This is a genomic window from Flavobacterium sp. (assembly GCF_031422135.1).
Taxonomy (GTDB): Bacteria; Bacteroidota; Bacteroidia; order Flavobacteriales; family Flavobacteriaceae; genus Flavobacterium.
Genome location: NZ_JANOQD010000090.1, coordinates 15,597 through 42,142 on the forward strand (window position 1 = coordinate 15,597; position 26,546 = coordinate 42,142).

Consider the following 26,546-nt stretch of genomic DNA (forward strand, 5'->3'; position numbering starts at 1 on the left):
TTACAGTAAATAATAAAGGTTAAGAAAAGAGATTATTTGATCATCAGGAGTTACTTTTTTTATAGCATTAATGATGTCTAGCGGTTGAGCTTTACCATTACGGAATTCTTTAAGTATATTTTTTGCTTCAGTGTAATCAAGTTTGTCATCGTCCTTGAAATTTACATCAATTCTGTATTTAATTACATCAGAGATTAATTCTATACTGAAACTTGATTTTGCGTGAATGATTGATTCGATTATATAGTCTGGAATAATTGTATCTTTAGTTATGTGCTTACCCAGCATTATAGCAAACCAACCTTTTCCCTCTTGTTTTGCCATTGTTAAAACACGTTTCCCATAAACAGCAACTTCATTGGAATCTAATTCTGTTTTGGCCAACTCTCTAGTTGGTGGGTCAATATAAACATCCTCTATAATTTGTTTTACCTCCCAAGAATTTCCCGCTTTAACAAAATCTACCTCGAAAGTGTGGATAGCATAAAATACTTCTAACCAATCATTATCTAGTATAAAAGCATCTAACTTTGCTTTCCGCTCAATTCCAGATTTACTTGAATTTTCAACCTTTTTTTTATATGATTGCAATTTCTCCGAATCACCGTCTAATATAGTTGTATCAATTATTGAACTGTCTAGATCAGTCAAAATACTACATTTTCTTTTGACTCTCTCATCATGAAATAATTGAGCTACATTTTGAAACCCTGTACTTCTAATGTTAATTAAACTTATTCCTAATTCATCTAGACTTATACCAAAAACTTTTTTAAGCATTAGAGGTAAAAGAATTTCTTCTGCATCACCCTCAATTAAAATAACTCCTTTAGCAAAAAGTAAATTGCTTCTGACTGCGTCTAAATATCTTTGTAATTCATTAATGTTTTCTGGCAAAAGCCCTGTTGATGGCTGATAAACTTCTGCATAATTTTGTTTTTTTGCAAGAATGTTTATATTCGCTACGTTACTAACTTCCGAAATATGAGTTGAATGAGTTGAATAAATAATTTGTGTATCACCATAATCAAGATTTTCAAAAAGTGTTTTTTGAATATGTGTGTGAATATGCGCTTCCGGTTCTTCTATAATTAGGAAATTTGCAAACGTTTCTTTAGATTTTTGATATTTGTATTCTAACAACTTTAATGTAAGAAAAATTAAATTGGCGCCACCTAAACTTAATTCGTGAATGCCTCCTTCATAATCTTCTCCGGGTTCACCAATAAATAATTTTAAAGATTGCAAAAGTTTATCTGCTTCGTCAGACAAGCTTGACCTTATTGATAAAGATGATGGTGAATAAGTTTCTCCAACCGCATCCTTTATAGTTTCTCTAATATCATCTCTTATAGTTTGAACATCTGGTAATGTTTCAATACTCTTATTCAAATCTTTCACGAGTTGACTTATAGGTTCAAAATCTGATTCTTTAATCTCTCCACTTTTATTTTTCAAAAGAGTCAAAAGCGGATTTGTTCTATTGTTATGAAAATCAGAAACTACATCACGCAACGCTTGAATAAAAGTAAAAGAGATTTCTTTTGCAACAGATAGTTGATGTGGAATTTTTATACCAAACTTAGAATTATCAATATTGAAATTAAATTTCACATTATCAAAATCACCGACTAGATCTTTATAAACTTCTACATCATTAAAATCAACAGTGCTCTTTCCTGTAAAAAAAGTTTCATAATGTTCATTGACATTAAGAGAATCTAGTAAAGTTTGAAGTCCAGCTTTATCTCCTTCCTTCAATTCAGAAAGTTTTAATCGGATGTCAGCTTTTGGTCTAAAGAACAAATTATATGTTGCTTTCTTTACTCTATTCTCAACATCAACAACACCTGATCCGTGAATAAATAATGCTTGTATTGCTTCATCGTCAGTAATTTCATCAAACTCCATACTAATTATAATCCAATGACCTCTCCAATCTCCAATACTTCGGTTAAAATCATTCTCATTTAATTTATAAGCAAATTGGTATGATGCATCTTCCAAAAGCAATCTCATTGCTCTGAATAAATTTGTTTTACCACAACCATTTTCTCCAATAATAGTGTTAATGCCCTTATTGAATTTGAAATTTGCATTAGCAAAATTTCTATAATTCACTAATGATACTTTTGATATATACATTATTTTTCTTTTGATATATTAAATGCTCCAGTCAGCAATCCAAACAATTCTTTTACATCAACATTACCTGCACCCATTTCTTTAAAAATTTGCTTGTCTGGTAAATCATCTTTTACCACTTCTACAAAATTCGCAATATCTAATTTAATGCTTTCTGCAATGGTAAAATTATCTTCTGGAGTTAGTAATAGTAGTAATCTGAAAATATCCATTTTATGCTTTCTCAATTGCTTTTCATCGATTTTTTCTCCGTTTTCTTTTCGAGTTTTATAATCTAGAAATGCTTTGGCTTTTAAGCCAATTAAAGCTTCTGTATTTGCTAAATGTATTCCGTTGTCTAATTGGCTGTGTTGGAGTGTGAAATTATAATAATCATTATCCATTAGTATTGCCGACAAACTAGATATCTCTGTGTCAACTGGAATTGGCGTTAGGTGTGTTCCTTCATCTAAATCTAACAAATCGGGAATTCTTGAAAATAATTCAATTTGAAATGGAAATTCTTCTACTTGTGGTTTCTGAAAACGATAGTATTTTCTGTCTTCTTCACTTTTCTCTTTGACTTCATAATCTCCTTGTTTTACGAATTCCCAAAAATGTGCTACAAATTCTGGGCTTAATGCCTCGATTACTAAAATGATATCTATATCCTTTGTTGCTCTAGGTGTTAGTCCAACATTGTCAATAATGATGTCACATGCAGTTCCACCGATGATGATATAATTATCTGTGAAATCTTTAAAATGTTGTCTGAAAATTTCTAAACCTCTTACCATATGTATTTTTCAATTATTTGGTCTAATGCCATATCTGTTCTTTCATCAATAAACCCATCTTTTAAACTAATGTATAAAGACAATGGATCTACATTATTTTTTTTCGTTATTCCTTTTGTGATTAATTCCGGATTGTACTTCCAAACTTCTAATCCATAGTTTCCGCTTTCATTGTTTAGATTTACTAATTGATTGTTTTTTTCTAACTCATAGAATTTGTTTTTTTCTATGGCAAAATACTCCAATTTACTTGGGTTCATGTCGCTGTATTCTTCCAATGCCGTAGCGTTAGAGCAATACATTTTTATTGTTGGTTTTTCATCTATATAAACTGTTTTAAAGACTGGATTTATAAGATGTTTCTCTATGCTTTTCCAAAGTTTTTGCACATCGTTTTCAAACACAATATTTTTTTCTTTGGTTCCAACAACCTCAACAATAGCTAATCTTTTCAAGTTTTCAATTGCTTTTGTTATTCCCATTTGTGTATACTGAAATTTTTCTGCTAACTCTTTGAAGGTGTATCGACTTAAATTATCTTCTTTGTGCAGTATTTGATATAGCAAAATTAATTGTGCTGAAGGAAGCAGCAGGAATTCTTTTTGAAATGCTTTGTCCATATTAAAATCTTGAATATCAATAAGTAATTCTGCGAGAAACATTTGCTTTCCTGGAACAATAAAACTAATCTTTTGGTCAATAAGTCTTTTTCGATTTATAGCCGTGATGTCTTCGGTAACAATAATAATTCTTTTATCTAATACTTTTTGGATTGCAACTACTTGTTGTCTTAATTGTGACGCATTAAAAGCATCTTCTTTATTAATCTGTACTAAGATTAATTCGTGGTTGTGTAAGTGAGTTACATAAAAATTAAAATTGTTCTTGAAAATGAACGGTAATTTATTTGTGTACTCTTTTGGCAACTCTTTTATTTCAAGGTCTTTGCCCAGTATTTGATGGATATATTCTTTTAATTTTTCCATAATAAACTAATAATTGTTATAATAAACTTGATAGGTTTATTGTGCAAATATAGGTTTATTATATTAAATATCAATTTATTAATGTATAAAGTACATTAAACTATGTGTAAATGTAAACTTGTTTATACTTTAATATAAGCTTTAGAATTAAAACCTATATTCTCATTGTATTTAACATACCCCAATTGATTGGTTACTAATTTAGTATTTCCAATTTGGAAATCTTCAACGTTAGAATGATGGTGACCATAAATCCAATAATCAATATCGTTACCTTCGATTAATTCTGTTAAGTTAGTTGCAAAAGCTTCGTTGATTTTACTATTGATATATTTTTCTGGATAGTTTACAAAAGTAGGTGCGTGATGTGTAACAACAATTGTCTTATTATCTGATTTTACGGCTAATGTTTTTTGTATAAATTCTAAACTTTCTTTATGCAGTAAATTATAGTCATCAACATTGAATAAGTGATCATTGTATTTGATTACTTTAAAATCGGATATTGCCTGTTGAATTGTCCAATGTTTGGCTTGAGAAATGTTTGACCAAAGCGTAGAAAAAATCAGATTAACTCCAGACACTTCTTTAACGCAGTTGTTTACTAAAATGAGATTCTCTCTAATTTGTGTGTCTAAAATTCTGCTGCTATCAACTTTGTAGTAGTAATACTCATGGTTTCCGGGAATCCAAAAAGTAGTTTTAAAATTCCTTGAAATATAATCGAAGAAATCTTTATGCTCCCCCATTATTTTAAAAGGCACAATATCTCCAGCTAAAATTAATATGTCAGCGATTGGCTCAATTGGATTATCGAGAATATATTCTTTGTTATCTGGAAATTCAAGATGTAGGTCGGAGCAATATTGGATTTTCATAGTTGATATTAAATTATGCCTTATAAGAAATTTACAACCTTAACTCAAAGATATTTTCAATCCCTTTAATACAAGATATATTATCTCATGAAGATGAATAGTTTCAAACAATCTTTGATTTTCACTTTCACTTAATCCATTATTTTCACTTAATTTTTTTAAAGAATAAGTATTGATGAATTTTAAACTCTCTTTGTAATCAATCTTTGTGATATTTTCTTTGGAATTATAAAAATCAACAAATTTACCATATTCAGAGTTCTGATTTTTTTGCCATTCTTCGGATAGTTCTTCTGGTTTTTCATTATTTATAGCATCTATAATAGACTTTGTTATACCTCCAAATGCGCCAATTAAAAATGTTGGTTTATCTGATTTTAATGATAGTAATACTTCCTCTAATAAACCTGGATATTTTCCTTTAAAATTGCTTTTTCTACCACCCATGAAAATTCTAGCATGATTATCATCATTCATTTGATTTCTCATTTTTGTCAAACACTCTGACCAAATAAATAAGTTGTCATTTCCAATAGGTGGATAAAACTCATTTTTATTTAAGTTTAACTCATCAGGAGGTGGTACTTTATTAACTTTTACTCCATTTTTGATGAAGTCTAAATTTTGCTTTTCCTGTATATTTAAGTAGATGGGAAAACTAAAATAATTTTCGTAATACTTTTTATTGTCTTTGTGAGGAGTATATTGTTTTACAATTTCCGAAAACAAAAAAGTATATCCTTCAGACCTTAAATCTCCACCATACAACAATGTTGCACCATTGATAATTAAATATCTTGTTAGCTCTAAAATTGTATCTTGTTGGTGAATTTTGGAAAATCCAAGCTCTTCTAAATTTTCACTTTCACTAATTGAAATTGCAATTTTTTTATTAGTGAAAAGGAATTTCTTAGATTTCATTTCATCTCTTTCTTCAATGACTTCATTTACTAAAAAATCTTCAAAATCTTCCGGCTTATTTTTATCGTTATTTATCATATTAAATGTAATTTGGGAGTTGAACTGGTGTTAAAAATTTGATTTTACTATCAACATCGTTGAGTAAATTTATTTCTTCAATTCCTAATGGTGGCTCAGGGTATAGCACGATTAAATCTTTAGTTTCTTTAACATTCTCAAATTTATATTTTTCAATATCGATATAATTAAATAATTCAGGTGCTTTTGGTAAAATTATGCAATAATTCTTTGTGTCTATTTCATACATTTTTTTACAATAGTCTAGTAACTCTTTGTTGTAACTAATTTGAATTACTTGAATTAATGTATCGTTTATAATTTCTTCAATATTATCTTCCCATATTAAAGTAGGAACATTTCCTAGATATGGAAAGCTTCTCGCTTCTCCCTTTTTTATGCTATGAACACATAAGATAGGACAGCCAAATCTTTTGGCAATTATCACTTCTCTTCTGCACCATTCCCTATTGGAAAATTCATCAGTATTAAAAACAATAATTGCTGAGTTATTTATATTTGTTTTAATCTGTTCTTCAAAATCATGACCATCGGCAATATCATTAGTATCAAAAAAGGTGTCTAATTTAGTATAGCTTTCTAAATAATCTCTAAATTTTTTAGCTAAATCTTCGCCATCTTTTTTTGTATGACTTAAAAACAGTTTTACAGGAGCATCATCAGTTTTCTTTGTATTATATACTTCTTTTTCATTCTTTAATTGTCTGGCAACGTCATGTAGTAAACGTGATTTGATAAGCTTCCATTTATTGTCAAAAATTTCACTATCAATTACTCCGTTAATTTCATTAGCTCTGATAAACTGTATTTTGCTTAAACCGGCTTGGTCAATATAATATGAGTAATCAGAAAATGCGATTGGAAATACTCTTGTGTTTTCGGGTAGATTTTTAACTAATTCTTGTATATAGTTTCTCCAATGATCATCATTAACCATTTTGTCGTCTACCAATATTACAACAGCATTTTTATGAGATTCTTCATAGTTAATTTCTATTGGAATATTGTTATTAGATTTTGGCTTACTTCGGAAGTAAACAGGTATATTGATTGCTCTTGCCAAAGGAGATTTTAATTCTCTACAAAACGTGGAAAAAATATTTTCAGCATATAATTTTCCTTCTATAAATTCCGGATGCCAAACAACATAAATTGAAAATGGACTTATAAATTTTTGCTCATCTACTCGCATAGGTCATCTGTTAAAAGGTTTATTCCTTTATTAATAATTCTGTCATCAAATTGTCTATTTGCAAATGCTTCTTCGACATACTGCTGCAACAGATGCCTGTCTTCAGTCCAGTCCTTTAAAATAGCATATTCAGATTCTACATTTTTAATAAATCTTTCGGGATATTCATCTTCATCATAAGTAGTTTGTCCATAGTCAGGATGAGTAGGTAGTCTTAAACCAAGTAATCCTGAATACCTATTCCCAACTTTATAATTTAATGCACCTGCAATTTCCCAATCAATATGTTTTCTACATTTTGTATTCGGACCTAATAGAACTATTAAAACTGTTACATTTAGCATATATTCACTATTAATTAAATTATGAATATAACCATCACTATTTTCAGAATCTATATCACCGTCTTTTACAGAGTGATTTACTATTAGATCTTTAAATCTTAAATCGAATTCTTTTCTTTCATCTTCATTATCGTGATGATAATAGCTAATGAATGTTTGTCTTTTAGTAATGTTTTTTGGTAAAGAAACATTCCAAGTAAAATATCCATTACTATAGATGAATTTATTTAACCTAACCCAAGTTCCTTCACTATTCTTATCTAAAGCAGAAATGGTATAACCGCTATTTGACTTACCCACCAGCCAATTTCTATCTTTAGTGCCTTCATCATTTAGATTTTCATTATCATATGAAAATGCTTGTACATTATCTATCAACTGCCTTGCTGTTTCAAAGGATAATTTAGAAACAAAATATTCTACTATTTTACTCATATTTTTTTGTTTTTTATTGATTCCAATCTAACACATCATCCAATGGATGTGATAATGTTGTGTGCTTTTTTATTAGATTATAATTTTCAAGAATATATTCAGATTGACCAGTTAGATTCTGTATAAAATTATTTAAAGACTTAGTTCCTCTTAACATATTTGTTGTTTTTAGATAATCTGGTAAATCTTCATCTTTAATACCTTTAATTGTTATTGCTCCTTGTATTGTACTCTCGTGACCATAACCAATCTCCCATGGAACCCATTTTGAATATAATGTTTTAGGCGAAATCACACATAGCATGTGAGAACTCATGTTTATACCTTTTTTTATAGATAATACTATACCATTTGGATTATTTGTTTGTCTATAAAATTTTAAGTCGCTATCAAATTCATCAAAATAGACATCAATACCAGCATCCATTAAATAATTAGCTATTTTTTTGCAATAAATCGTATCATCTTTTTGATGACTTATAAAAACACATTTTACACTTGTGCTAAAGTTTATTTTTGCTCTACTCTCGTTTAACGATAATGCTCTATTAATTCCAGCCATTCTCTTTATCTTTTTAATATGTTTCTTTTCATTCTAACTCTTGAATTGACAATAGAGTCAAATGAGTTATCTCTCTTCCAAATTGCATAATTTACTTTGCTTTCAAAATCTCTCTGAACATTACTCCAACGCATAGATACAGCATAACCAGAATCAATATTATCCTGTAGTCGAGGAGGTATAGAATGGTTTTGACCTGGTAAAAAAATACACAATAAGCCATTGGGCCTAAAGCTTTTTAACGATGTTGTAGGATGTTTATATCCTCTTAATGATGCCCAGATTTCAGAATCTATCCATTTTCTATATCCGGTTTCTGAACCAATTAGTACAATTGTAACCGAGCAACTCCGCATTTTATCACGAACTTTTTTGTAAATAGTTTCATCACTTAAATATCCAACATCATCTTTTAAAGAGTAATCAGCGACTTTCATACCCTCTTTTAAGAGCCTTAGCTCATTTAAATAATTCTGGTCGTTTTTATGATGATAACTAATAAAACAGTTTCGAATAATTTTTACCATAGATTATAATTAAGAGTTTTTAAATAGCGGAAAACATTACACTAATTATAAAAATTTATGTTAATATTAGCAAGAATTATACCCGTGTTCATAAAACCTATTGTTTGTCATTAAATAATTGATAATGTGACAAATTGACATTTTAATTATTACTTAACTTTAAAATATGATTCAAATAGATCTAGAAAAAAAATCATCAGAAATTAAAACAATTATTTCTGTTTACACCAAAGAAAGCTTTATTGGTTTTTTTGCAGATTTTATAAGAAATAATACTATCAGAGGTTTTGAAGAGTTCTCAGTAAAAATAAAATCAAAATTAAAGGATTCTTTATATCTAATTGCATTAAGATTATCAACTGATGAAGGATCTATACACTTTGAATTTAATGAAGAAACAAAAAAGGACTTATTTAGAATCGCTGACATAATTAATGAAATTGTTAGTTACTTTTTAGCATCTAATTATACCGAAAAGTATTTGCACAAAGGCTCACAGGTCAAATATGACCTTTTCATTCACGAAACTACTTTTAAAAATTACTTCCAAAATGGTGTGTTAAATTTTGTTGAACAAGAAATCAATCATATCATAAATATGTTTAGTCCTTATGATGAAAAGATTAAGGAAAAGACCGGATTAGATTTGTATTCATTTATTAATTTTTATTATTTAACTGAAAAAGTTTATAAAGAGAAAGTTTATGATACGCAATCGTTCTTATTAGATAAAGCTTTTTATTATGCTGTAACAGATAAGAGTGGATTTGATTTGAATAAATTATCTGAAGAAACAAAATCAAAGTTTCTTGATTTTCATGAAAGACCACATTTGCCCTTGGTTTTTACAAAATCAGATTTTATTAAATTCATTGATGCAGATAAGTTGGATTACTTACTCAATATATTTTCAATAGACTTAGAAAATAAAATTGATTTTACATTTTACACACAAAAGAATCCACTTGATCTACAACCCATAGTTAAGTTGAACGATAATGAATATTTAAACATTTTTCAAAAGCAAATTCCAACTTCGATTTATAATCATCTTTTTACTATTCTTGGAGATAATCAAAAGTCACTAACCCAACTATATCAACGAAGAGGTAAATTAGTTTTTGAAGAGGAAACTTTAGAAATTTTCAAGAACTTTTTTAAAGATAAAAACACTAAAATATTTCGCAATTATTACCTAAATGGTTGTGAACAAGATATACTAATCATCCATAATAAAATCGCATACATTATTGAATGTAAAACATCCAAATTTAGAGAGCCCTTAAGAAACACTGAAAAGGCATATACAAGAATTAAAGAAGATTTTAAGACTTCTATTCAGGAAGGGTATAATCAATGTTTGAGAGTTGAAAATGAAATATTCAATAATGATAAAATCATTATTGAAACCAAAAACGAAAAAGTTGAGATTGATACAAATCATATTTCAAATGTGTTTTCAATTGTCGTTACCCTTGAAAGATATGGAGCAATACAAACTGATTTAAGTCTTTTGTTAGAAAAAGAAAATGAAGAAGATTATTATCCACTATCAATTTTCATAGATGATTTAGAAATATTCCTTTTGAGTTTATATAAAAAATTCAATAATCCTTACAGGAAGTTTGAGGAATATTTAGAAATTAGACAGTCACTAAATGGTAAAATTATGTCAGCTGATGAATTAGATATTTGTGCTATGTTTTTAAAAAATTCTATTGTGCTAAAAAAGCTAATATCTGATGATGCTTTTATAATTCCAGATCCATTGTTGCAAAACATCTTTGATGAAATGTATTTTAAGAAAGAAATCAAAATTAAGCTTAAATACAAATCAAAAATTTTAGATCATTTCAACTAAATATTTATTAAGCTAATCCTTATTTAAGCACTAATAAATGCTTTATGTAAAATGCTATACTATAGAGTTCAGTAAGTTCTAATTTATCATAATTGTTTGGTATTTCTGCAATATCAATTAAGCTAATATCATTTGCAAATGATTTTTCTCCTAGCAAATATTCCAATTGAATATAAACAGCCTCTCTTAATCTTGGGTTGTCTTTGTAAACTATGTAATTTTTGATGTAAACTCTAATTCCTAATTCTAAAGGTTTGTTTTGAATTTTAAGAGGTTGGAAATAGATTTCGCTTATTCTTAAAGTTATCCCATAATATTCAAGTGGTTTATCTGTACCGTTTTGGTATTTAGTAATATTTTGTTCCGGTTGAAGAAAAGCTGTAATCTTCCAACGTTCTACAACTGGAGCGAGGTGTACTAGTAACTCTACTTCTTTGAAAAGATAAGGATTGCCATTTGCTGTAATGATTAGTTCTGCATGTTTATTTTTGTTTTTTATGATTAGGTCAAGGTCTTTATTGTATTGATGGAGTAGATTGATTAACTTATCGAAATGTAGTTTGAGTTCGTCCTTAGGTATTTCGTTTAACAACAGAAAAACGAAGTTGTTTTCTTTGAAGTGGTTCCAGAAGTTAGTTATTTGGTTCATCGCTTGTCTTTTATGGTTTTGTCGTAAGCAATTAAATTGAACATCTCTCTCATTCGGCTGCGGACACGATTTCCGTAATGGGTTTCGATTTCACTTGCCGAAAGGTTTGTAGTGATATGTGTTTGAATTTTTTTAGCTGTGAAAATATCGTAGCGACTTAATAGAATTTCTGACATTACATTACATTCGTTTCCGAAGTATTTTAGGTTGTTTTCTGTTCCTAAATCGTCGAAGCATATTGTTTTGGGTTCTGATTCATATAGTTTTCCTTTACTGTATTTGTGAATGATTTGGTAGCCGTCCTGGATAAATTCAAAGCTTATGTCTCGACACGATTTTACGAAAAATTTATGTTCGGTTGGTGTTAGGTATTTCATCAAATTCATTAGTGATGTTTTACCGCAACCGACTGGACCAGAAAGTAAAATTCCTTTATTGAGGTTAATACCGTATTGAAAACAAGTAGCTTCATCTTTTAGAAAATAAGCAATGAGTTTATAAATTATTGTATAATCACTTTCAAGGATTTTGAAATGATTTCCGTATAGTTCAATTCCTTTTTTTTCTAACCAAATAATTATTTCTTGGTAGTTGTAATGAGTCTTTATTTCTGTTTCCATAGCATAAGTTTGAGATTGCTTCGTGCCTCGCAATGACCACTATAATGGCTCTGAATAGTCTTTGTCGTTTCCTGAGTTGAGGTGTTTTGCTCTGTTGGATTGTTGCTCATTTGAAATGAATTTAGGTGCGTTTAATATCCAATTTTGTGCTGCGGCTTGCCAATCAACCATTGGGGTTTTGCCACCAACTAACCAACCGTTGCTGGAGAAGTAATTAAAAAACTTAATGGCTTCGATTTCCGGAAAATTATGTTCGAGAAAATAAGCTTTGACATTTTCTATATTTGGTGTTTCATCTTTCTTTTTTTTGCGCAACTTTTTTTCTTTTTCAGCAGCCTCGCTTTTAAAAAAACCATCATCATTTTCAAAATTTTTTGCTTGCTCGCCCAAGTTTGCAATCTTTAAATCGTTTGAAATGTTTGGTATGTTTGTATTGTTTATATAAGGTACTAGAGCTTGTTCAGTACCAGTCCCACTACTTGTCCCAGTACTAGTACAGAGCTTGTTCACTACTTGTTCATTAACCAGTTCAAAAAGAGGTTCATTTTTTAGTGTTGTTATTTTTTCGCTTTTGGGAATTGGCTTTAAATCATCTGAAAAATTGAATAGATACACGTGGCTTCCTTTGAATGGGTTGTATGAAGGTTCGTAGTTTATGTAACCTAATGAATGTAAATTTTTAAGGCATTTGTGGTAGGTTGCTTTGGAGCTTATTTTACTTATTCGCATTACCTCATCACGAGAAATACTGATTGGATTTTTGAACCGATTGCAGTTCCAGAATTGGAACAAAGCGACATACAAACTTACGTGTGTTGGATTGAGTGTTTTGTCAATAGCCACTTTCTCGAAAAATCCTGTTAGATGTTTTATGTAATTCATCTTTTTGGTTATTTACGATTGAATAAATTGGGTGTCGCTTCAACTTTGTTGGTTTCAAGAACTTTGTCTAAATCGGAACTGGCATAATAAAGGATACCACCCATTTTAGTATATGTGATTGTTCCGTTTACTCGTAGGTTTTGTAAAGTTCCTGGAGAAATATTTAACAGCTTTCTGACTTCAATAGATTTGAGCCATTGTTTTTGTTGTTGCGGTTTTGAATTAAACATTGTGTTTAAGTCGGAAAGTAGGAGTGTGCGAAATTCGTTTAAGTCTTCGCGAGTAATAACTTCGATTGCCATAACGTATGTTTTAGATTGTTATGGTACAAAATTGTAGTATTTGAATAGTTTTATATCACAAGTCAATCACAAGTTGTGATAGATTTTTATGTAAAGTATTGTATTTACTGGTGTTAAAGCAAGTCGTCTGTATTTTCCATTCTCTTCACTAGTTTTTCTTTTAATGAGTTGAGAAATTTTGTTTGGTCTGATTTTCGCATTCTAATCTCAAGGAAAGCCCTGTGGTACTGCCCTAAGTCGATATCAAACACTGCTTCTAGGTACTCTGCGATATCCTTTAAATCTGATGCACCATTATTGAACACACCTTCTGTATGCAATGCATACAAAAGCTCTATTAATGCGACTTTAGAGCCAGTCCAAGTTTGCTTCACCTTCGGATTGACTTGTGATTTTTCTTTTGGGTCTTTATTTTCCATCATCAATAATTTATCTTCCAGAAAAACTTGGATTAAATCGTGCGCCAAAATCTTCGCCACTTTAAAATCATGTGAGGTAGAAAAAGTATGATCTGCTTCGAAGTAAAAACTATCCAAAGCTAATTTTACATCGAATTTGCCTCGTACAAAATATTTATGATCTAAATAGCTGCTTCCTGTTCTATAGTATCTGTAGAAGTCTAAGTTGCTATCAAAGTATCGTTTAAGTTTATCTAGTTCGTTATTAAGGTATTTTTTAAGAATCCGTTCTCCGCCATGAGGTTTCTTTGTTTCTATTTTAAAAATTGCATTGTAATAAATGAGTTTAGAAGTAAATTTTGGTTTTACAATCTTGAAAAAATCTATTTCTTGTTCTGGTGAGTTATTTTTTTCTTTTTCAAATAATACTTTTAGCTTTTGTATTGATTTCAAAATAATATCAATAGCACTTTCACAACGCTTGATTGGGTCGTCAATTTCTAAATCGGTGAAATTTAGTTGTTCGTTTAAATCTGAAAGTAATATATTAACTTTTGGGTTCAATCTTTATTTTTTTATTACATTTTAGTCAATTATAGTCTTGGGATTGAATTATTTATATTCTATTCATTTAGACTATTTATAAATTCATAATAGCATTTAATCACATTATCTTTATCTTCTAATTGTGGCCAGTGACCAATGTATTTGTCAAGAATAAATATCTTTGGATTTGGGATTAACTCTTCGTAGCGGTTTGCCATGTGAATTCCTGAATTTGGGTCGAAAGAGCCACAGATGTAACACATTGGAATAGTTGTTTTTTGCATTGCATTGACCCAACGGTTGAGGTATTTGTATTTTTCAAAGACCAATCTTCCTATGAGATAAGTAATTTCTTTACCTTGATTAAAATTTAGAATTTCCCATTGCTTTTCTAAAAATTCATTTGATGGTTTTGTGAAAGGACCAAAGACCGATTTTGCACTTTTGTTGACCATATTTTTTGTCATCAACTTACTCAAAGTTTTTCCGATTAATTTTGGAGATTTCGACAACAATATTTGAATAAATCTCGGTTTATAAACGTCAATAAATAAGCTGCCATTCATAAATGCGGATGACATTATTTTGAAGTTATTTTTCCCCTCAGCATTTCTAGTAATTAATTCTTGTGCAATACTTACACCTAAATCATGAGAAAAAATATGTGTTTCAGCTATGCCTAATTTTGTTAATAAGGCATTTGTAATTTCGCAATATTCCTCAAAACTGTATTTGTGATTTTGAGGTTTATTTGAAAATCCCATTCCAATTAAATCAAAAACGGTAACTTTAAAAGTTTTTGATAATTCAGCGATTGTATCTTTCCATTCAAAACTATTATATGGATAACCGTGTATAATTAATAAATCAACTCCAGTACCTTCCTGGTAATAAAAAATATTATTATTTTTGAAATTAAAATATTTTCCGTTTGATTTCCAATTTTCTATTTCTTTGTTCATAATAATAATATTAAAAAATTAATTCAGATTTCTGTATAAATAAGTTTTCGATCAAATTCTAGCCAATGAACAGTAAATCTTGTTTTTTTGAAAATAAGCTACAATTTTTTTAAAACTAAAGATTAAATCATCTCACATTATCGATTTAAGAAATCTAATTAAGAACATATGTTAATGCAGGAATTATTGCAGCACCATTTGCTTGGACTGTTGCGGTTTGTTCTTTTTTTACAACACCACCTACAAATATTTTTGTAGTAATGGTTTGCCCAGCAGTTGCACCTGTAACAGCAGATGAAATTGATGCAGTAGTAACATTAGATTGAAAAATAACGTCTTTTGACCATGGTATTGTGAGCGGCATTTCATTAGCTGCTTGACCAGATCCATTGGCATAAGTAGCATCAAAAGTTCCAATTGCATTTCCTGTTATTTCATATTTTACATTCCTACTGCCTGATGGAGGATTATTCGAGTTGTTATCACTATTACTGCATGACGAAAATGTTATTACTGTGAATAACAAAAGAACTGATTTTAAGATTGAATTTTTCATTTTTATTGATTTTAATTTAACATTATGTTTATCCAGCTTGTATAGGTCATTTCAAATTTAATTTCGTTATTTTCATGTATTCCAATTTCTATCCAGCCAGCTTTTCTATAAAAAATTTCGGCTCTTGTATTTGGAGATGTTCCTAGCCAAATATTGTTTTTTGTTTGTTTAAAATACCAGTCAATCATAACATCGTGAAGTTGTTTACCTATTCCTTTTTTTTCAAATTCAGGTTTTAAAAATAAAGCCCAAACGTTATTCTCTCTCAAGTCAACAACTGAGAAACCAACTATTTGATTATTAATTTCGCAAACCCAACCTTTTCCTCTTACTGTAATAAATTCTTTGCAATCTTCGTCTGTGACCAAATCTGGGTTAGATAATGTATTTTCAGTAACAGCATTTCGAACTATTTGAATTTGTTTGATGTCGTCAATTTTTGCTTCTCTAATTTTCATTTTGTTCATTTTTAATTTTTAATAATTTTTATATTTTTTTTGCCTGTTTTAGTTTCTATTTTTAAATAATAAATTCCTTTTGTATAATTTAATATTTCGAACGAATAAGCATTTGTATTAACTTCAATTGAATTCAATATTTTACCTATACTATCCAATAACTGAATACTGGTGATTTCTTCCTTTTCTGAATTGATAAAAAGTGTATTATTTGCTGGAATTGGATAGACTTTAAAATTTGAAATTGCTAAATTTTATAATTTTTAAATTCCAATTCGTTTTTAAGCAATTCATTAATAATTACAGTTTCCGACCCAACCATTTTCGCAACTCAATTTTGAATCAGCTACCAGAAGCCTATTTTTTTTAAACATTTGTAATTTTGATATTTTCAAATTCAAAAATATTAGTTAAGGATATCCCATTAATTAAAACCACAAAGGTCAAAATAGAAACTTGTGAGTCTATTAAAAGTGAATTACCTGTAAAGAAATTGTTTTGGGAAAGTAATTTCACTAGACTTATATCCCAATTTTTTTGAGAGATTGGCTATTGATTTAAAATCTTCAGCTTTTGCTTTTCTATCTTTGAATTTCATTTTATAATTTTATTTATTAACGCTATTAGCAATAGTAAACCAATTCCTATTGATATAGATAATTTAAGATCTTCACTAATTCTTCCACACGGTGCACCAAATAGCGCTACTATAAAAAGTAAATTCGATAGAAATAATAATATTAAGACACCGAGTATAATTTTTTTTAGAATTTTCATTTTTCCCTTTTTTAGAGATTCCTATTTAATATTTAAAATCCCAATTTTGTTTACATGATTTAGTAAAATCTTATTTGAACTTATGACTTTACTCAATATTGGGTTTACTTTTTCTTTTTCATTGGTGTAGTCTAAAACCATTTCTTTTTTGTAGGTACCATCTTGAGATACTGTAGCCAGGAAAAGACCTGTTTTGGAGTTGTTATTGCTCATCCATTTTAAATCATCATAATTGTATTTATTTGCGTTTTCTATATGGTCATTATATAAAATGTAAATCTTGTCATTAAAGTAAGTAGAGATGAAAGAAAAATAATTGACACCGACTTGAATTTTCGGAATTGTGTTTAAATATTCAATCTGAAAATCTTTTGACAATTTTATACAAGCGATATTGTAATTACTAAAACTTGTTACAGTTGTACTGATATTATAAGTTGAAAGTACTTGCTCACCAATTATTGAAAAACTACCATCATTCAATTCATGTACACTTTTGATAGTGTATGGAACTGCTTCATCACCAATTAATTTTCTGTTTGGATATAGTGTGGCTAATTCTTGTACCATAAAATTTGAAACTTCAAGATCTTTGCAATCAATAGTACTTAAATACAATTTATTAGTAAACTTTTCTTTTCTGTCATAAGGTAAAGAAAAGGCAAAACCTATCAGATAGTAAAGGTTATCCTCTCCTTGTAAATAATCATAAGTCAATACTTGATAGTTTGGAATTTCAACTTTAATTTCTTTTTTTAACTTACTATTTGAAAAAATACGAATGACATAATCAAATTTCATTTCGTATTTTTTTTGTTCCTCCTTCGATTTGTATTTTTGAAGAATTACATGAACTTGTCCTAAATTGTCAAGTACTAACTTATCGACTTTTTCAGTTTTGTTATCAGATGAAAAAATACCTTGGTCAATTGTATTTAATGTAGCAACATCTAAAACAACATATTCATAGTCATTTCGGAAAGTTTTACTTGAAAATATAGATTTATATACCATAAGTTTCGATTTGTCAGATGATTCAGCATACTCTATTGATGACCATTTATTATATTTGAATGTTGCTACTTCTTTACGCTTTTCTAAAAATTTGCTTTCTAAATTTCCTTCCAATAATTCTAATGCTTCTGTATTATCTTTTTTGTTTTTTACAGAAATACCGTATACTATTTTATTATCAAACAATTCAGAAAAATTGACGTATACATTTTTTAAATTATCTTCTTTGAAACTTAATGTATCTTGAGATTTTATTTTTAGCTCTGCATCAAAGGTTGTTACTACCTGTTTTGATGGTATATGGGCATTAAATAAATGTAAACTGTTGTTAATTCCCTTATACAATCCAAATTCTCCTTTATCCAAACTTTGCGACCACTTGAGATCAATAGTTTGAGCATTAGAAAAATTAAAATATAGGATTGTTAAAACTATACTACAGAATAGTTTTTTTGAAACTTGTATTATCTTTAAATTATTCATTTTCTATTTTCTATTTTTAACTTCTGTTCACTACAACTACTGCCATACCATCATGGTCTTTTATGCCAGAACTTTGTAAAATAATTGCTGTTACTTCTTTGCATTCCGTCAAATATTGGTTCAAACGTTTTACGCCTACAACTCTTTCATCTGAAGGATTTTCATCTAGTACTTTTCCACTTCGGATTACATTATCTATAATAATTATTGTTCCTGGTCTTGATAATTCTAATGCGTATTTGAAGTACTCTTTATACGGTGGTTTATCAGCATCTATAAAAATCATATCGAATGGTTCTACTTTCTCTGCGATTAGTTCGGGTAGAATTTCTAAAGCTTTGCCCACTTTTAGTTCTACTTTTTCGAACAAACCTGTTGCTTCAATATTTTTTTGAGCTAATGATGCTACTTTTATATCAAAATCAATAGAAATTAATTTCCCGTTTTGCGGTAATGCTTTTGCCATCCAAATAGCACTATAACCTACAAATGTTCCCAATTCTAAAACTCTTTTGGCATTGCAAGCCATCATCATTGTTTGTAGAAACTTCCCTTGAATTGGCGAAATGCTTTGTTGCATTATCCCTAAAAGTTCTATTGAGTTTCTTGTTTGTAGTAAAGCATCATCTTCAGTTGCAAATAAATCAATGATATAATTATCTACTTTTTCAAAAATTTGATTTTCCATTTTGTTTTAATATTTGGTTGAAATTATTAATCTTAATGCGCAAGTAAACGTAGGTTCGGTTCTAAAATGTCCGTATTTTCTATCCCATTCTCCTGAATTTAAATCATCTTCAAGTGCTTTTACTAATTGGTCTTGGACTTCTTCTGATAAAAATCCCCAAGCCGATTGAGACAACCGAACTTCTTTTTCTAGGAAAGCTTCGGGTCTTCCGTAAAAAGCTTCTTGAAAACCATCAACGCAGTTTAAAGGAATTGGAACTTCAACAACTTCGCAATTACCACCTAATGAATTTTTAATAAATTCAATGGTAGGATAACGGGCTTTTTCGACAGCAATTAATTCTGGGAAGTAGTGAACATTCCAAAAATTGTCTAAAGCATCAGGATCAAAAGTCATTATAATTACTTGTTCTTTGGTCACTCTTCTAAGTTCTTTTAGTCCTTTATCCATATCTGGCCAATGATGGATGGTTACCATTGCCATAGTAGCATCAAATGAATTATCATCAAATGGCAAAGTATCCCCTTTTGCATTTATTGCCGGAATTTTGTTGTTCGCCATTCTTTGTTGACGCATTACTAAGGATGGTTCAACAGCAACCACATATCTGTCGGTTGGCTCATAAGAACCTGCGCCTGCGCCAACATTTAAAACTGTTTTTGCATTGCCTAGTGCTTTATTTACATACGTTGCTATTCCAGGTTCTGTTTGTCTATAACCTGAATACTTTTGACCTAATTTGTCATAATTGAATGCTGGATTTTCGATTTTCATATTTAGTATTTTAAGATTAATAATTCATTCTTGGAAACCAAATTCCTATTGAGGCTGCAAAAATTCCAATACCCATTATTACAGTCAATAGGAAGATTAGCATTGCAGTTATGTAAATAAATTTTTTGCTTGAACTCTTTTTTGCTTTTAGATAGAGTTCAAATAGTGTTAACGGAATGATGTATTGCGAAAAAGAGAGAAAGCTTAGAAACGGGCCTTCAAATGTTATTGGGTCAAAACCAACTGGTCTTTGATGTAATGTTAGCCAAAAAAAGAATCCCACTCTGAAAAACCAAACGCCATTTACCAATAGAAATAGGCGAATTGCCCAAATACGGTGCGTTTTAAAATTCCGATCCATTGCATATTTAATTGTCAATGTCGCCGCAATCATAATTAAAATTGCATTTATACTTATACTTATATGTTGCACTATTCCGCCAATTGAGCCACGAACCCAAACCATATATAAACCTGTTACACTCATTATAAAAGCAATTGTAATGTAAATCCGACCGTTCCATCTATGAAAGGTTGGAGCATATTCTCTGACTTTTGGTGTTATTTGTAGTGGACCTCCAACAATTATAATTATGGCTAACAATAAATGAATTCCAACAACTACATTTCCTAAAGTATCTCCGGTTACATATCCATTAGGAAGAGCTTTATTCCAATTTTCGCTATGACCTGTTGCCATTGCTTTTGCGTAAAATAAAAGTACATACAATGCAAAAATCCATTGTCCTAGTACAGCTATCGCAAACCAAACTGTTACTGCACTATTTAAAACTTTTTTTCCGTTTATGGAATTTGCTTTTGTCATTTTAGATTTCTAATTGGTTGATTTATTTTTTGCTCCCATAATTAAAAGCCATAAGCAAATTCCTATTTCACCGAAGCTCGCAGGTAATTGTATATAGGAAGCTATACCCATTTCTGAATAATTTGAGATAAGCGTGTTTCCGGTAAAATTTATTAGATAACCAAAGCACCCTAACATCAATACTATTCCTAAAATTTTTGGAAGAAACCCTGATTTAAAAACTAGATACCCGAATGGGAATAACCAAAGTCCTGAAAATATGTGAACCATTCGCATTCCGTTTTCATACTGGTCAAGATAAAGCATCGTCATTGATTTGATTTGTTCAGTTGAAAAACCATTTAGGTAGTTAGCGCTACTAACTAATGAAAGAATTGTGAATTCGTTTTGAACATTTATGAAATATATCGGCACGCTTATTACTGCTAACAGCACCATAAGTTTTGCATAGTTATCATTAACAGGCTTGAATAGTTTATACAAAACAATTGGCAAGAAAAGAAAGAAAGTATAACAAAGTAAACCACTAACAATTCCAAGGCGGTAAAGTGTTTGATTGCTAGTAATATTATTGAAAGTAGTTGTTGCATTATCCCAAACGATTAGGGTTTTTGGAACATACATTAAACTAAATATTCCTGTTATAACAACTCCTAAATAAAGTAATCCTGCAATTCTCGCTGTTTTTTTGTTTGATTTCATTTTTTGATTTGTTTTGAGATTAATGATTTAGTTGATATTGTTTGGGCCACTTAAATACATACCAAACAATTACTGCTGTAAGTACACTTTCTACAATGGCATAGAAAACATAGAAAGCCCTCCATTCGGAAATGGATGTTACTGCTATTAAAAGCATAATAGCAGTAAAGAAACTCCCAGTCACAATATTTAGCCGTTTGTTCAGCGATGGTTTTAAGAGTACCGACAAACCAACCATTAAAGCTGGTATTGCTAATAAAAAGGATGCTAGGAATAATTTTATAGGAGTATCAAGCATACTTGTTCCGCTAATTATTCCTGAAACTTTGTTAGGAACATATAACTCAAAATAATCGCCATAGATGTAGAAAAATGTTACTGATGCCCATAACATAGCCAGTTTTACTTTTACATTTATTTTAAAATCTTCCAGAATTTCTGTTTTGTTAGTATTCATAATTTTTAGCATTAAAACGGTTTGACTACTATTTTTTAATTTCTGTTATGATGTTGCTTTGGAATAGATTATGAGGCTTTTCTTTGAACTTTTCATTAAATAAAAACGCTGTAAAAAGAACAAGTGCGATAAAAGACATGAGCATAACTATTTGTGATTTAGAAGTTTTTTGGATGTCTTGTTTAGCTTTTAAATCGCATACTTCACCGGGACAATATTGCGCCTTTTTCTTTTTGATTGCTTTGTATATTTTGCAACCTAGGCAGATACCGAAAGCTGTTTCAAAAAACATTAATATCAAACATAGTAGACAAACAACACCTGTTATCACACTGTAAGCATTCATAATCACTAGTAAAACAAACATAGAACCTGATAATACCAAACCAATAAACCAAGCAAATTTCTTTGGTTCAGCACCTACATATTCTGGATTTTGATTACTGACTATAAACCTTCCGATAATTAGTATTGGAGAATATTTTGGGTTTATAAAGAGGCGTATGCTGAAATCGGTTAGAAATATTGTTATTACATATTTTATGGGTACAAAATTTGCATTAAAAAAAATTGTTAGAAATGCTATAAATGTTGCCATAAACATTAATCCTGCTGCCGCACGTACTTCTCTTTCATTTAAAACCAGGATTTCATATCCGTTAACTTTTTCACCAAATACCATTATTTTATTCATTTTTTATACTTTATTATTGATCTTAAATGCTGATTAATTTTGTGCTTTATTCATTTCATTCTTCAGTTCTACCCAAAAAATGTCTTTACAATTCTCTCTGAATAACCCAAAATGACCAATGCGATTTTGTTTGTAGTCTTTTGGTAGAATGTGTTTTCTAATTGTATTAGCATCATTGTTTTTGATGTTAACCAGTCGACTGATTTTTGTGGAGCATAGTTGTCATCATCAACACTATATGAAAATAGGTCACAACTAATTTTATCATAGTACAAACTATCATAACTCAAAAAGTCAAAAAGATAATTTTTGCTATTACACCAATTTTTCCATTGATTCGCTACATTTTTCGGTAAGTTTTCCATACCACTAATTTTTTTTGATGGCATATATCCAAAAACATTGATAAGTGATGGAAACAAAACATTCCAGTTTAACCACATTTTTACTTTTTGAAAACCAGTCCAAAAACCCCAGTAACCACTTTGTGCATTTACTAATATTATTTTGTTTACAGTTAGCGATTTTTCTGTTAATCCAATTAATTGACCTCCAATGCTGTGCCCTAAAAGGGTCAGTTTTTGGTTAGGATACGTATTTTTACAATGCTCTAAAATGGCATCTAAATCATTATTTGCCCAATCATAAACTGAGTTTTTTATGTTTTTGATATTGGTTTTTAATGAACCGCCAATTCCTGCATAATCGAATGTTATTACTGTAATGTTGTGCTCTTGCATATATTGCGCGAACTTGCTATAAAATTTTGTTTTACACCTGTTGCCGAACAGATTATTAAAACACTTACCGGATTTTTTGCTTCATAGGTGGTTACATTAATTAGACTTTGATTTTTAGAATTTATGTAAATGACTTTATTCATTAGTTTTTAGACTTTTTATTAATCCTGAATTTTATTTATTTAACACTTTGAATTGATTGCAATTTTTTTTTGGAATAGTTTGTTGTATTTTTTTTTAAAACAACAAATATCAATAAATGTAAGTAATCTAAAGACCGAGTGTGTAGGTTAGGACGAATTGTAACCCAAAAAACAGAAATTTGATTTAATAGAAATTTAATCCATTTACCTGTAGAATTGTAAAAGAGTCATTAAGAGTGAAAAAGTAGTGATAATAGAATTTACAACTACAGAAATATTTAAAAATGATTATGGGTCAAACTGACTTTAAAGTAAATGCAGTTTGAAAAACTATACTATAGCGAAAGTGTTTTAAAAAAAAAGTTTGTAGACTAACTTTCTTTAACAGAATTTAAATATTCAGAAGGTGTTTGATTGGTCACTTTTTTGAAGTGTTTATTGAATGAAGATTTTGAATTAAAACCACATTCAAAAGCAAGAGAGAACAAAGTAAATTTTTCATTATCTTCAATAGCTATTGCTTTTTTAAAGGCTTCAATTCTTAAGCTATTGATATAATCATAAAATGTTTTTTGCTCAAATGTATTGATTACTTGAGATAAAATATTTGGGTGGATGTTTAGTTTTTTTGCTACGTCTCCCAAAGTCAATTCTGGATTTAGATACAATTTTTCAGTTTGCATGATAGTTCTCAATTCTTCTTGTATTCTAATTCCTTCATCTTGGCTTAAAGCTGATTTTTGATATTTTACCGGAGTTGCTTTTTGTTCGCTTGTCTTGATTTCAGTTTCATTATACGTACTGTTTTCACTTACAATAATTCCAGAACTAGAATTTTCAAAACTATAATTATCATTAAAAACGCCTACTTGCTTGATGCCAAAATAACCAATAGAGAAAACAAAAAGCGATATAAAGGTAAATGTGTAACAGTCATTTCTGTTGGCGAGTATCAACCAAACTGCTATGATGCCATAAATATTAAGACGTAACCAATTTAAATTTATTTTTTCTGTATTGGAAAAATAGCTGTCAATATTTTTTTTGTACTTTTTTAATAGTACTAAAGATGCCAATGCATATCCAACACCAGAAATTAAAATAAGAATAAATACTATCTCATTCATTAGATGACAGGGTAGTATTCCGTTTTCGTATTGTAAATTTTGATCTATCGGACTGATAGAAAAATCAGGGACTACTAAAATGTAGATCAAAGTTATTGGGATAAAATGGATTAGGTCAATTTTTTTGAACTTTGAAGCACTATCAATTCTGTATTTTGAGTATAAGTAAAGTAGTGGTCCATACAAAAAAGGTAATCCGAAGAAAAATCTATAAAGTACTATGTTTTGTACATCATGAGTAGGAGAACTTGAATAGTAAAAATATAAATGAAAACCCATTACAAATAACCAAACTGCTAAAATTTTATCAGCAATGTCTTTATTTTTTTTTCCGAGCAATAAAAAAAATAGAAAGAATGAAATGATAATACCGACTAGACAAAGCATGTGATTTGATTATTTTTGATTTGGATTGACATGCAAAAATAATTTTTTTAATGCTAAATTCATATAATTTAAGATATTTTTTGATTAAAATGTTTATTTTAAGTAGATGTGAAATTTAATTAGAGGTTGCGTTGATATATAAATTAAATTATCTATTTAGCTATCTTTGGTCTTAGTTTTATCATATTGCTTGATGAAAATTTATCCTTCAAAATCATCATATCCTCACTAACTTTTCTATCCAATACTTTTGCATAATGCTGTGTGGTTCGCAAATTTTTGTGACCTAACATTTTGCTGACACTTTCAATCGGAACGCCGTTAGTAAGCGTTACAGTCGTTGCAAAAGTGTGTCGGGCTATGTGAAAGGTTAATTCTTTTTCTATCTCGCAAACGCCAGCTATTTCTTTTAAATAGGCATTCATCTTTTGATTAGTTAAAATAGGTAGTAGCTTATCTTGATTGCTACTTTGCGGATGATTGGCATATTTATCAATAATCATTTGTGTTACGGGGAGAATTGGGATTTTGGAAGCTGTTTCGGTTTTCTGTCTGTGGGTAAATATCCACTTCTCTCCATCAATACCTAGGCTTATATGCGACTTTGTTAAGTTTTTGACATCAATGTAAGCCAAGCCAGTAAAGCAGCTAAAAAGGAATATATCGCGAACTAATGACAGTCTTTCTGTTTTGAAATCTTTATTGATAATGTTTTGAATTTCTTCTTCAGATAAATAAACTCTTTCGACTTCTTTAACTTTCGATTTGTAATTAGCAAAAGGATTTTTATCAAGCCAGTCATTGGCCAGACAAAGTTTAATTATTTTGCTAAAGTTCTTGATGTACTTTACTGCTGTGTTATTGGCACAGTTACGAACACTTCTTAACCAAAACTCATAATCAGTTATAAAGGCGTGGTCTATTTTGTTTATCTCGATATCGGAAACTTTGTATTTCCATTGTAGAAATTCTTTAGTATGGCTCAATGAGGTTTTGTAACGCTCTAATGTTCCTGGTGCGTATTCTTTGCCAACTAATTCTTTGATTTTGTTATTGTGGTCTTCAAAAATCGGAACGAGCATACGTTTAGTTTCAGTAGTTCCAAACAATTCATTCTTCAAATTTTCGGAAGTAACTTTGATGTCTTTTTTGAATAATCTTTTTTCGGCTTCCAAAACTTGATTTTTCAAATAATCCAGATGGCTATTTATTGTTCTAGCTTCTTCATTTGTACCCTTAACTTTAGTGCCTTCTGATGACCATTTCTCTGGATTTACATACTTGTTAGCACTAAACTCAAATCGTTTGGCTTGGATTGTTACTCTTGCATAAATTGGGCAAATGCCCTCGTTGTTGGCTTTTGATCTCTTGATGTAAAAGAGAACTGATACAGTAGTGTTCATAAGTGGTAACCTTTTAGTTATTATTAAATTTAAAATTTCTAATAATTACAAACAAGATGTACATATTTTGAATATGTTGTTGAACACCTTGCTGTACTGGTGGTTTTCTTTAAGAGGTGTCACTTAAATTTTTATAATTTAGTGACACCTCGAAAGACACCAAAACTTTGAGATTAAATGAATAATTTGATATACCCCTAAAAGAAAAAACCCACTAAATCGTTGAATTTAGTGGGTTTTGTAACCGTTTGTA

General features: G+C 29.6%; 29 protein-coding genes. 1 reads left to right on the plus strand and 28 read right to left on the minus strand.

Features of this window, described 5'->3' with window-relative positions; genetic code table 11:
* From RMO70_RS11890 to RMO70_RS11930, 9 genes are all read right to left on the minus strand, one after another.
* Positions 1–2,145, minus strand: a complete 2,145-nt coding sequence (locus RMO70_RS11890; protein ID WP_310556653.1) for an AAA family ATPase — start codon at positions 2,143–2,145, stop codon at positions 1–3.
* The gene (locus tag RMO70_RS11895; RefSeq protein ID WP_310556654.1) at positions 2,145–2,921 is read right to left on the minus strand and encodes a hypothetical protein; all 777 of its coding nucleotides are present in this window, start codon (positions 2,919–2,921) and stop codon (positions 2,145–2,147) included. Before RMO70_RS11895 ends, RMO70_RS11890 begins: the two co-directional genes overlap by 1 nt.
* Positions 2,915–3,907: a MarR family transcriptional regulator gene (locus RMO70_RS11900; protein WP_310556655.1), complete on the minus strand. Its 993-nt coding sequence runs from the start codon at positions 3,905–3,907 to the stop codon at positions 2,915–2,917. The genes RMO70_RS11895 and RMO70_RS11900 overlap by 7 nt, the downstream gene beginning before the upstream one ends.
* Positions 3,908–4,029: 122 nt before the next feature.
* Complete coding sequence (locus tag RMO70_RS11905; RefSeq protein WP_310556656.1) at positions 4,030–4,785, minus strand: metallophosphoesterase; 756 nt, start codon at positions 4,783–4,785, stop codon at positions 4,030–4,032.
* 39 nt (positions 4,786–4,824) lie between these two features.
* Complete coding sequence (locus RMO70_RS11910) at positions 4,825–5,784, minus strand: hypothetical protein (protein ID WP_310556657.1); 960 nt, start codon at positions 5,782–5,784, stop codon at positions 4,825–4,827.
* Between the two features lies 1 nt (position 5,785).
* A complete protein-coding gene (locus tag RMO70_RS11915; RefSeq protein WP_310556658.1) occupies positions 5,786–6,976 on the minus strand; it encodes a toll/interleukin-1 receptor domain-containing protein in 1,191 nt (396 codons plus the stop codon).
* The gene (locus RMO70_RS11920; RefSeq protein WP_310556659.1) at positions 6,967–7,755 is read right to left on the minus strand and encodes a TIR domain-containing protein; all 789 of its coding nucleotides are present in this window, start codon (positions 7,753–7,755) and stop codon (positions 6,967–6,969) included. The genes RMO70_RS11915 and RMO70_RS11920 overlap by 10 nt, the downstream gene beginning before the upstream one ends.
* Before the next feature lie 13 nt (positions 7,756–7,768).
* Complete coding sequence (locus RMO70_RS11925; protein WP_310556660.1) at positions 7,769–8,317, minus strand: toll/interleukin-1 receptor domain-containing protein; 549 nt, start codon at positions 8,315–8,317, stop codon at positions 7,769–7,771.
* A 5-nt stretch (positions 8,318–8,322) separates the two neighbouring features.
* Positions 8,323–8,844, minus strand: coding sequence for a TIR domain-containing protein (locus RMO70_RS11930; protein WP_310556661.1), 522 nt, complete (start codon positions 8,842–8,844; stop codon positions 8,323–8,325).
* 166 nt (positions 8,845–9,010) lie between these two features.
* Here RMO70_RS11930 and RMO70_RS11935 point away from each other — a divergent pair, with 166 nt between their 5' ends.
* Entirely contained in the window at positions 9,011–10,705 is a 1,695-nt protein-coding gene (locus RMO70_RS11935; RefSeq protein WP_310556662.1) for an NERD domain-containing protein, read from the plus strand.
* A 19-nt stretch (positions 10,706–10,724) separates the two neighbouring features.
* On the opposite strand, the gene RMO70_RS11940 is transcribed toward RMO70_RS11935, so the two are convergent.
* The 19 genes from RMO70_RS11940 to RMO70_RS12025 all read right to left on the minus strand — a co-directional run bounded on the left by RMO70_RS11940 (position 10,725) and on the right by RMO70_RS12025 (position 26,293).
* Positions 10,725–11,354: a hypothetical protein gene (locus RMO70_RS11940; RefSeq protein WP_310556663.1), complete on the minus strand. Its 630-nt coding sequence runs from the start codon at positions 11,352–11,354 to the stop codon at positions 10,725–10,727.
* Entirely contained in the window at positions 11,351–11,974 is a 624-nt protein-coding gene (locus RMO70_RS11945; protein WP_310556664.1) for an AAA family ATPase, read from the minus strand. The genes RMO70_RS11940 and RMO70_RS11945 overlap by 4 nt, the downstream gene beginning before the upstream one ends.
* Before the next feature lie 39 nt (positions 11,975–12,013).
* Positions 12,014–12,856 carry a transcriptional regulator gene (locus RMO70_RS11950; protein WP_310556665.1) on the minus strand — a complete coding sequence of 281 codons (843 nt, stop codon included), beginning with the start codon at positions 12,854–12,856 and terminating at the stop codon, positions 12,014–12,016.
* An 8-nt stretch (positions 12,857–12,864) separates the two neighbouring features.
* Entirely contained in the window at positions 12,865–13,158 is a 294-nt protein-coding gene (locus tag RMO70_RS11955; protein ID WP_310556666.1) for a helix-turn-helix domain-containing protein, read from the minus strand.
* A 113-nt stretch (positions 13,159–13,271) separates the two neighbouring features.
* On the minus strand, positions 13,272–14,120 hold the full coding sequence (locus RMO70_RS11960) for an RteC domain-containing protein (protein WP_310556667.1): 849 nt from the start codon (positions 14,118–14,120) through the stop codon (positions 13,272–13,274).
* Between the two features lie 59 nt (positions 14,121–14,179).
* Entirely contained in the window at positions 14,180–15,064 is an 885-nt protein-coding gene (locus RMO70_RS11965) for an alpha/beta hydrolase (protein WP_310556668.1), read from the minus strand.
* A gap of 154 nt (positions 15,065–15,218) precedes the next feature.
* Positions 15,219–15,620, minus strand: coding sequence for an MmpS family transport accessory protein (locus RMO70_RS11970; protein WP_310556669.1), 402 nt, complete (start codon positions 15,618–15,620; stop codon positions 15,219–15,221).
* Positions 15,621–15,631: 11 nt separating this feature from the next.
* Complete coding sequence (locus RMO70_RS11975; protein WP_310556670.1) at positions 15,632–16,078, minus strand: GNAT family N-acetyltransferase; 447 nt, start codon at positions 16,076–16,078, stop codon at positions 15,632–15,634.
* 11 nt (positions 16,079–16,089) lie between these two features.
* On the minus strand, positions 16,090–16,323 hold the full coding sequence (locus RMO70_RS16935) for a T9SS type A sorting domain-containing protein (protein ID WP_409025081.1): 234 nt from the start codon (positions 16,321–16,323) through the stop codon (positions 16,090–16,092).
* A 553-nt stretch (positions 16,324–16,876) separates the two neighbouring features.
* Positions 16,877–18,352 (minus strand): hypothetical protein, encoded by a 1,476-nt coding sequence (locus RMO70_RS11980; RefSeq protein WP_310556671.1) that lies wholly within the window; start codon positions 18,350–18,352, stop codon positions 16,877–16,879.
* A gap of 16 nt (positions 18,353–18,368) precedes the next feature.
* Positions 18,369–19,040 (minus strand): O-methyltransferase, encoded by a 672-nt coding sequence (locus RMO70_RS11985; protein ID WP_310556672.1) that lies wholly within the window; start codon positions 19,038–19,040, stop codon positions 18,369–18,371.
* A gap of 6 nt (positions 19,041–19,046) precedes the next feature.
* Entirely contained in the window at positions 19,047–19,814 is a 768-nt protein-coding gene (locus RMO70_RS11990; RefSeq protein ID WP_310556673.1) for a class I SAM-dependent methyltransferase, read from the minus strand.
* A gap of 16 nt (positions 19,815–19,830) precedes the next feature.
* Complete coding sequence (locus RMO70_RS11995; protein WP_310556674.1) at positions 19,831–20,640, minus strand: DUF2306 domain-containing protein; 810 nt, start codon at positions 20,638–20,640, stop codon at positions 19,831–19,833.
* A 9-nt stretch (positions 20,641–20,649) separates the two neighbouring features.
* Positions 20,650–21,342 carry a DUF4386 domain-containing protein gene (locus tag RMO70_RS12000; protein WP_310556675.1) on the minus strand — a complete coding sequence of 231 codons (693 nt, stop codon included), beginning with the start codon at positions 21,340–21,342 and terminating at the stop codon, positions 20,650–20,652.
* Between the two features lie 19 nt (positions 21,343–21,361).
* Positions 21,362–21,799 carry a DUF6326 family protein gene (locus RMO70_RS12005; protein ID WP_310556676.1) on the minus strand — a complete coding sequence of 146 codons (438 nt, stop codon included), beginning with the start codon at positions 21,797–21,799 and terminating at the stop codon, positions 21,362–21,364.
* Between the two features lie 28 nt (positions 21,800–21,827).
* Positions 21,828–22,493, minus strand: a complete 666-nt coding sequence (locus RMO70_RS12010) for a DUF4395 domain-containing protein (RefSeq protein WP_310556677.1) — start codon at positions 22,491–22,493, stop codon at positions 21,828–21,830.
* A gap of 68 nt (positions 22,494–22,561) precedes the next feature.
* Complete coding sequence (locus tag RMO70_RS12015) at positions 22,562–23,284, minus strand: alpha/beta fold hydrolase (RefSeq protein ID WP_310556681.1); 723 nt, start codon at positions 23,282–23,284, stop codon at positions 22,562–22,564.
* Between the two features lie 463 nt (positions 23,285–23,747).
* Positions 23,748–24,890, minus strand: a complete 1,143-nt coding sequence (locus RMO70_RS12020; RefSeq protein WP_310556678.1) for a helix-turn-helix transcriptional regulator — start codon at positions 24,888–24,890, stop codon at positions 23,748–23,750.
* 152 nt (positions 24,891–25,042) lie between these two features.
* Complete coding sequence (locus RMO70_RS12025) at positions 25,043–26,293, minus strand: site-specific integrase (protein WP_310556679.1); 1,251 nt, start codon at positions 26,291–26,293, stop codon at positions 25,043–25,045.
* Positions 26,294–26,546 lie beyond the last annotated feature (253 nt).

Bases quoted from the DNA above. Each gene is read 5' to 3' on its own strand.
- RMO70_RS11890 (WP_310556653.1), bottom strand. From the start codon at position 2,145: ATGTATATATCAAAAGTATCATTAGTGAATTATAGAAATTTTGCTAAT.
- RMO70_RS11895 (WP_310556654.1), bottom strand. From the start codon at position 2,921: ATGGTAAGAGGTTTAGAAATTTTCAGACAACATTTTAAAGATTTCACA.
- RMO70_RS11900 (WP_310556655.1), bottom strand. From the start codon at position 3,907: ATGGAAAAATTAAAAGAATATATCCATCAAATACTGGGCAAAGACCTT.
- RMO70_RS11905 (WP_310556656.1), bottom strand. From the start codon at position 4,785: ATGAAAATCCAATATTGCTCCGACCTACATCTTGAATTTCCAGATAAC.
- RMO70_RS11910 (WP_310556657.1), bottom strand. From the start codon at position 5,784: ATGATAAATAACGATAAAAATAAGCCGGAAGATTTTGAAGATTTTTTA.
- RMO70_RS11915 (WP_310556658.1), bottom strand. From the start codon at position 6,976: ATGCGAGTAGATGAGCAAAAATTTATAAGTCCATTTTCAATTTATGTT.
- RMO70_RS11920 (WP_310556659.1), bottom strand. From the start codon at position 7,755: ATGAGTAAAATAGTAGAATATTTTGTTTCTAAATTATCCTTTGAAACA.
- RMO70_RS11925 (WP_310556660.1), bottom strand. From the start codon at position 8,317: ATGGCTGGAATTAATAGAGCATTATCGTTAAACGAGAGTAGAGCAAAA.
- RMO70_RS11930 (WP_310556661.1), bottom strand. From the start codon at position 8,844: ATGGTAAAAATTATTCGAAACTGTTTTATTAGTTATCATCATAAAAAC.
- RMO70_RS11935 (WP_310556662.1), top strand. From the start codon at position 9,011: ATGATTCAAATAGATCTAGAAAAAAAATCATCAGAAATTAAAACAATT.
- RMO70_RS11940 (WP_310556663.1), bottom strand. From the start codon at position 11,354: ATGAACCAAATAACTAACTTCTGGAACCACTTCAAAGAAAACAACTTC.
- RMO70_RS11945 (WP_310556664.1), bottom strand. From the start codon at position 11,974: ATGGAAACAGAAATAAAGACTCATTACAACTACCAAGAAATAATTATT.
- RMO70_RS11950 (WP_310556665.1), bottom strand. From the start codon at position 12,856: ATGAATTACATAAAACATCTAACAGGATTTTTCGAGAAAGTGGCTATT.
- RMO70_RS11955 (WP_310556666.1), bottom strand. From the start codon at position 13,158: ATGGCAATCGAAGTTATTACTCGCGAAGACTTAAACGAATTTCGCACA.
- RMO70_RS11965 (WP_310556668.1), bottom strand. From the start codon at position 15,064: ATGAACAAAGAAATAGAAAATTGGAAATCAAACGGAAAATATTTTAAT.
- RMO70_RS11970 (WP_310556669.1), bottom strand. From the start codon at position 15,620: ATGAAAAATTCAATCTTAAAATCAGTTCTTTTGTTATTCACAGTAATA.
- RMO70_RS11975 (WP_310556670.1), bottom strand. From the start codon at position 16,078: ATGAAAATTAGAGAAGCAAAAATTGACGACATCAAACAAATTCAAATA.
- RMO70_RS11980 (WP_310556671.1), bottom strand. From the start codon at position 18,352: ATGAATAATTTAAAGATAATACAAGTTTCAAAAAAACTATTCTGTAGT.
- RMO70_RS11985 (WP_310556672.1), bottom strand. From the start codon at position 19,040: ATGGAAAATCAAATTTTTGAAAAAGTAGATAATTATATCATTGATTTA.
- RMO70_RS11990 (WP_310556673.1), bottom strand. From the start codon at position 19,814: ATGAAAATCGAAAATCCAGCATTCAATTATGACAAATTAGGTCAAAAG.
- RMO70_RS11995 (WP_310556674.1), bottom strand. From the start codon at position 20,640: ATGACAAAAGCAAATTCCATAAACGGAAAAAAAGTTTTAAATAGTGCA.
- RMO70_RS12000 (WP_310556675.1), bottom strand. From the start codon at position 21,342: ATGAAATCAAACAAAAAAACAGCGAGAATTGCAGGATTACTTTATTTA.
- RMO70_RS12005 (WP_310556676.1), bottom strand. From the start codon at position 21,799: ATGAATACTAACAAAACAGAAATTCTGGAAGATTTTAAAATAAATGTA.
- RMO70_RS12010 (WP_310556677.1), bottom strand. From the start codon at position 22,493: ATGAATAAAATAATGGTATTTGGTGAAAAAGTTAACGGATATGAAATC.
- RMO70_RS12020 (WP_310556678.1), bottom strand. From the start codon at position 24,890: ATGCTTTGTCTAGTCGGTATTATCATTTCATTCTTTCTATTTTTTTTA.
- RMO70_RS12025 (WP_310556679.1), bottom strand. From the start codon at position 26,293: ATGAACACTACTGTATCAGTTCTCTTTTACATCAAGAGATCAAAAGCC.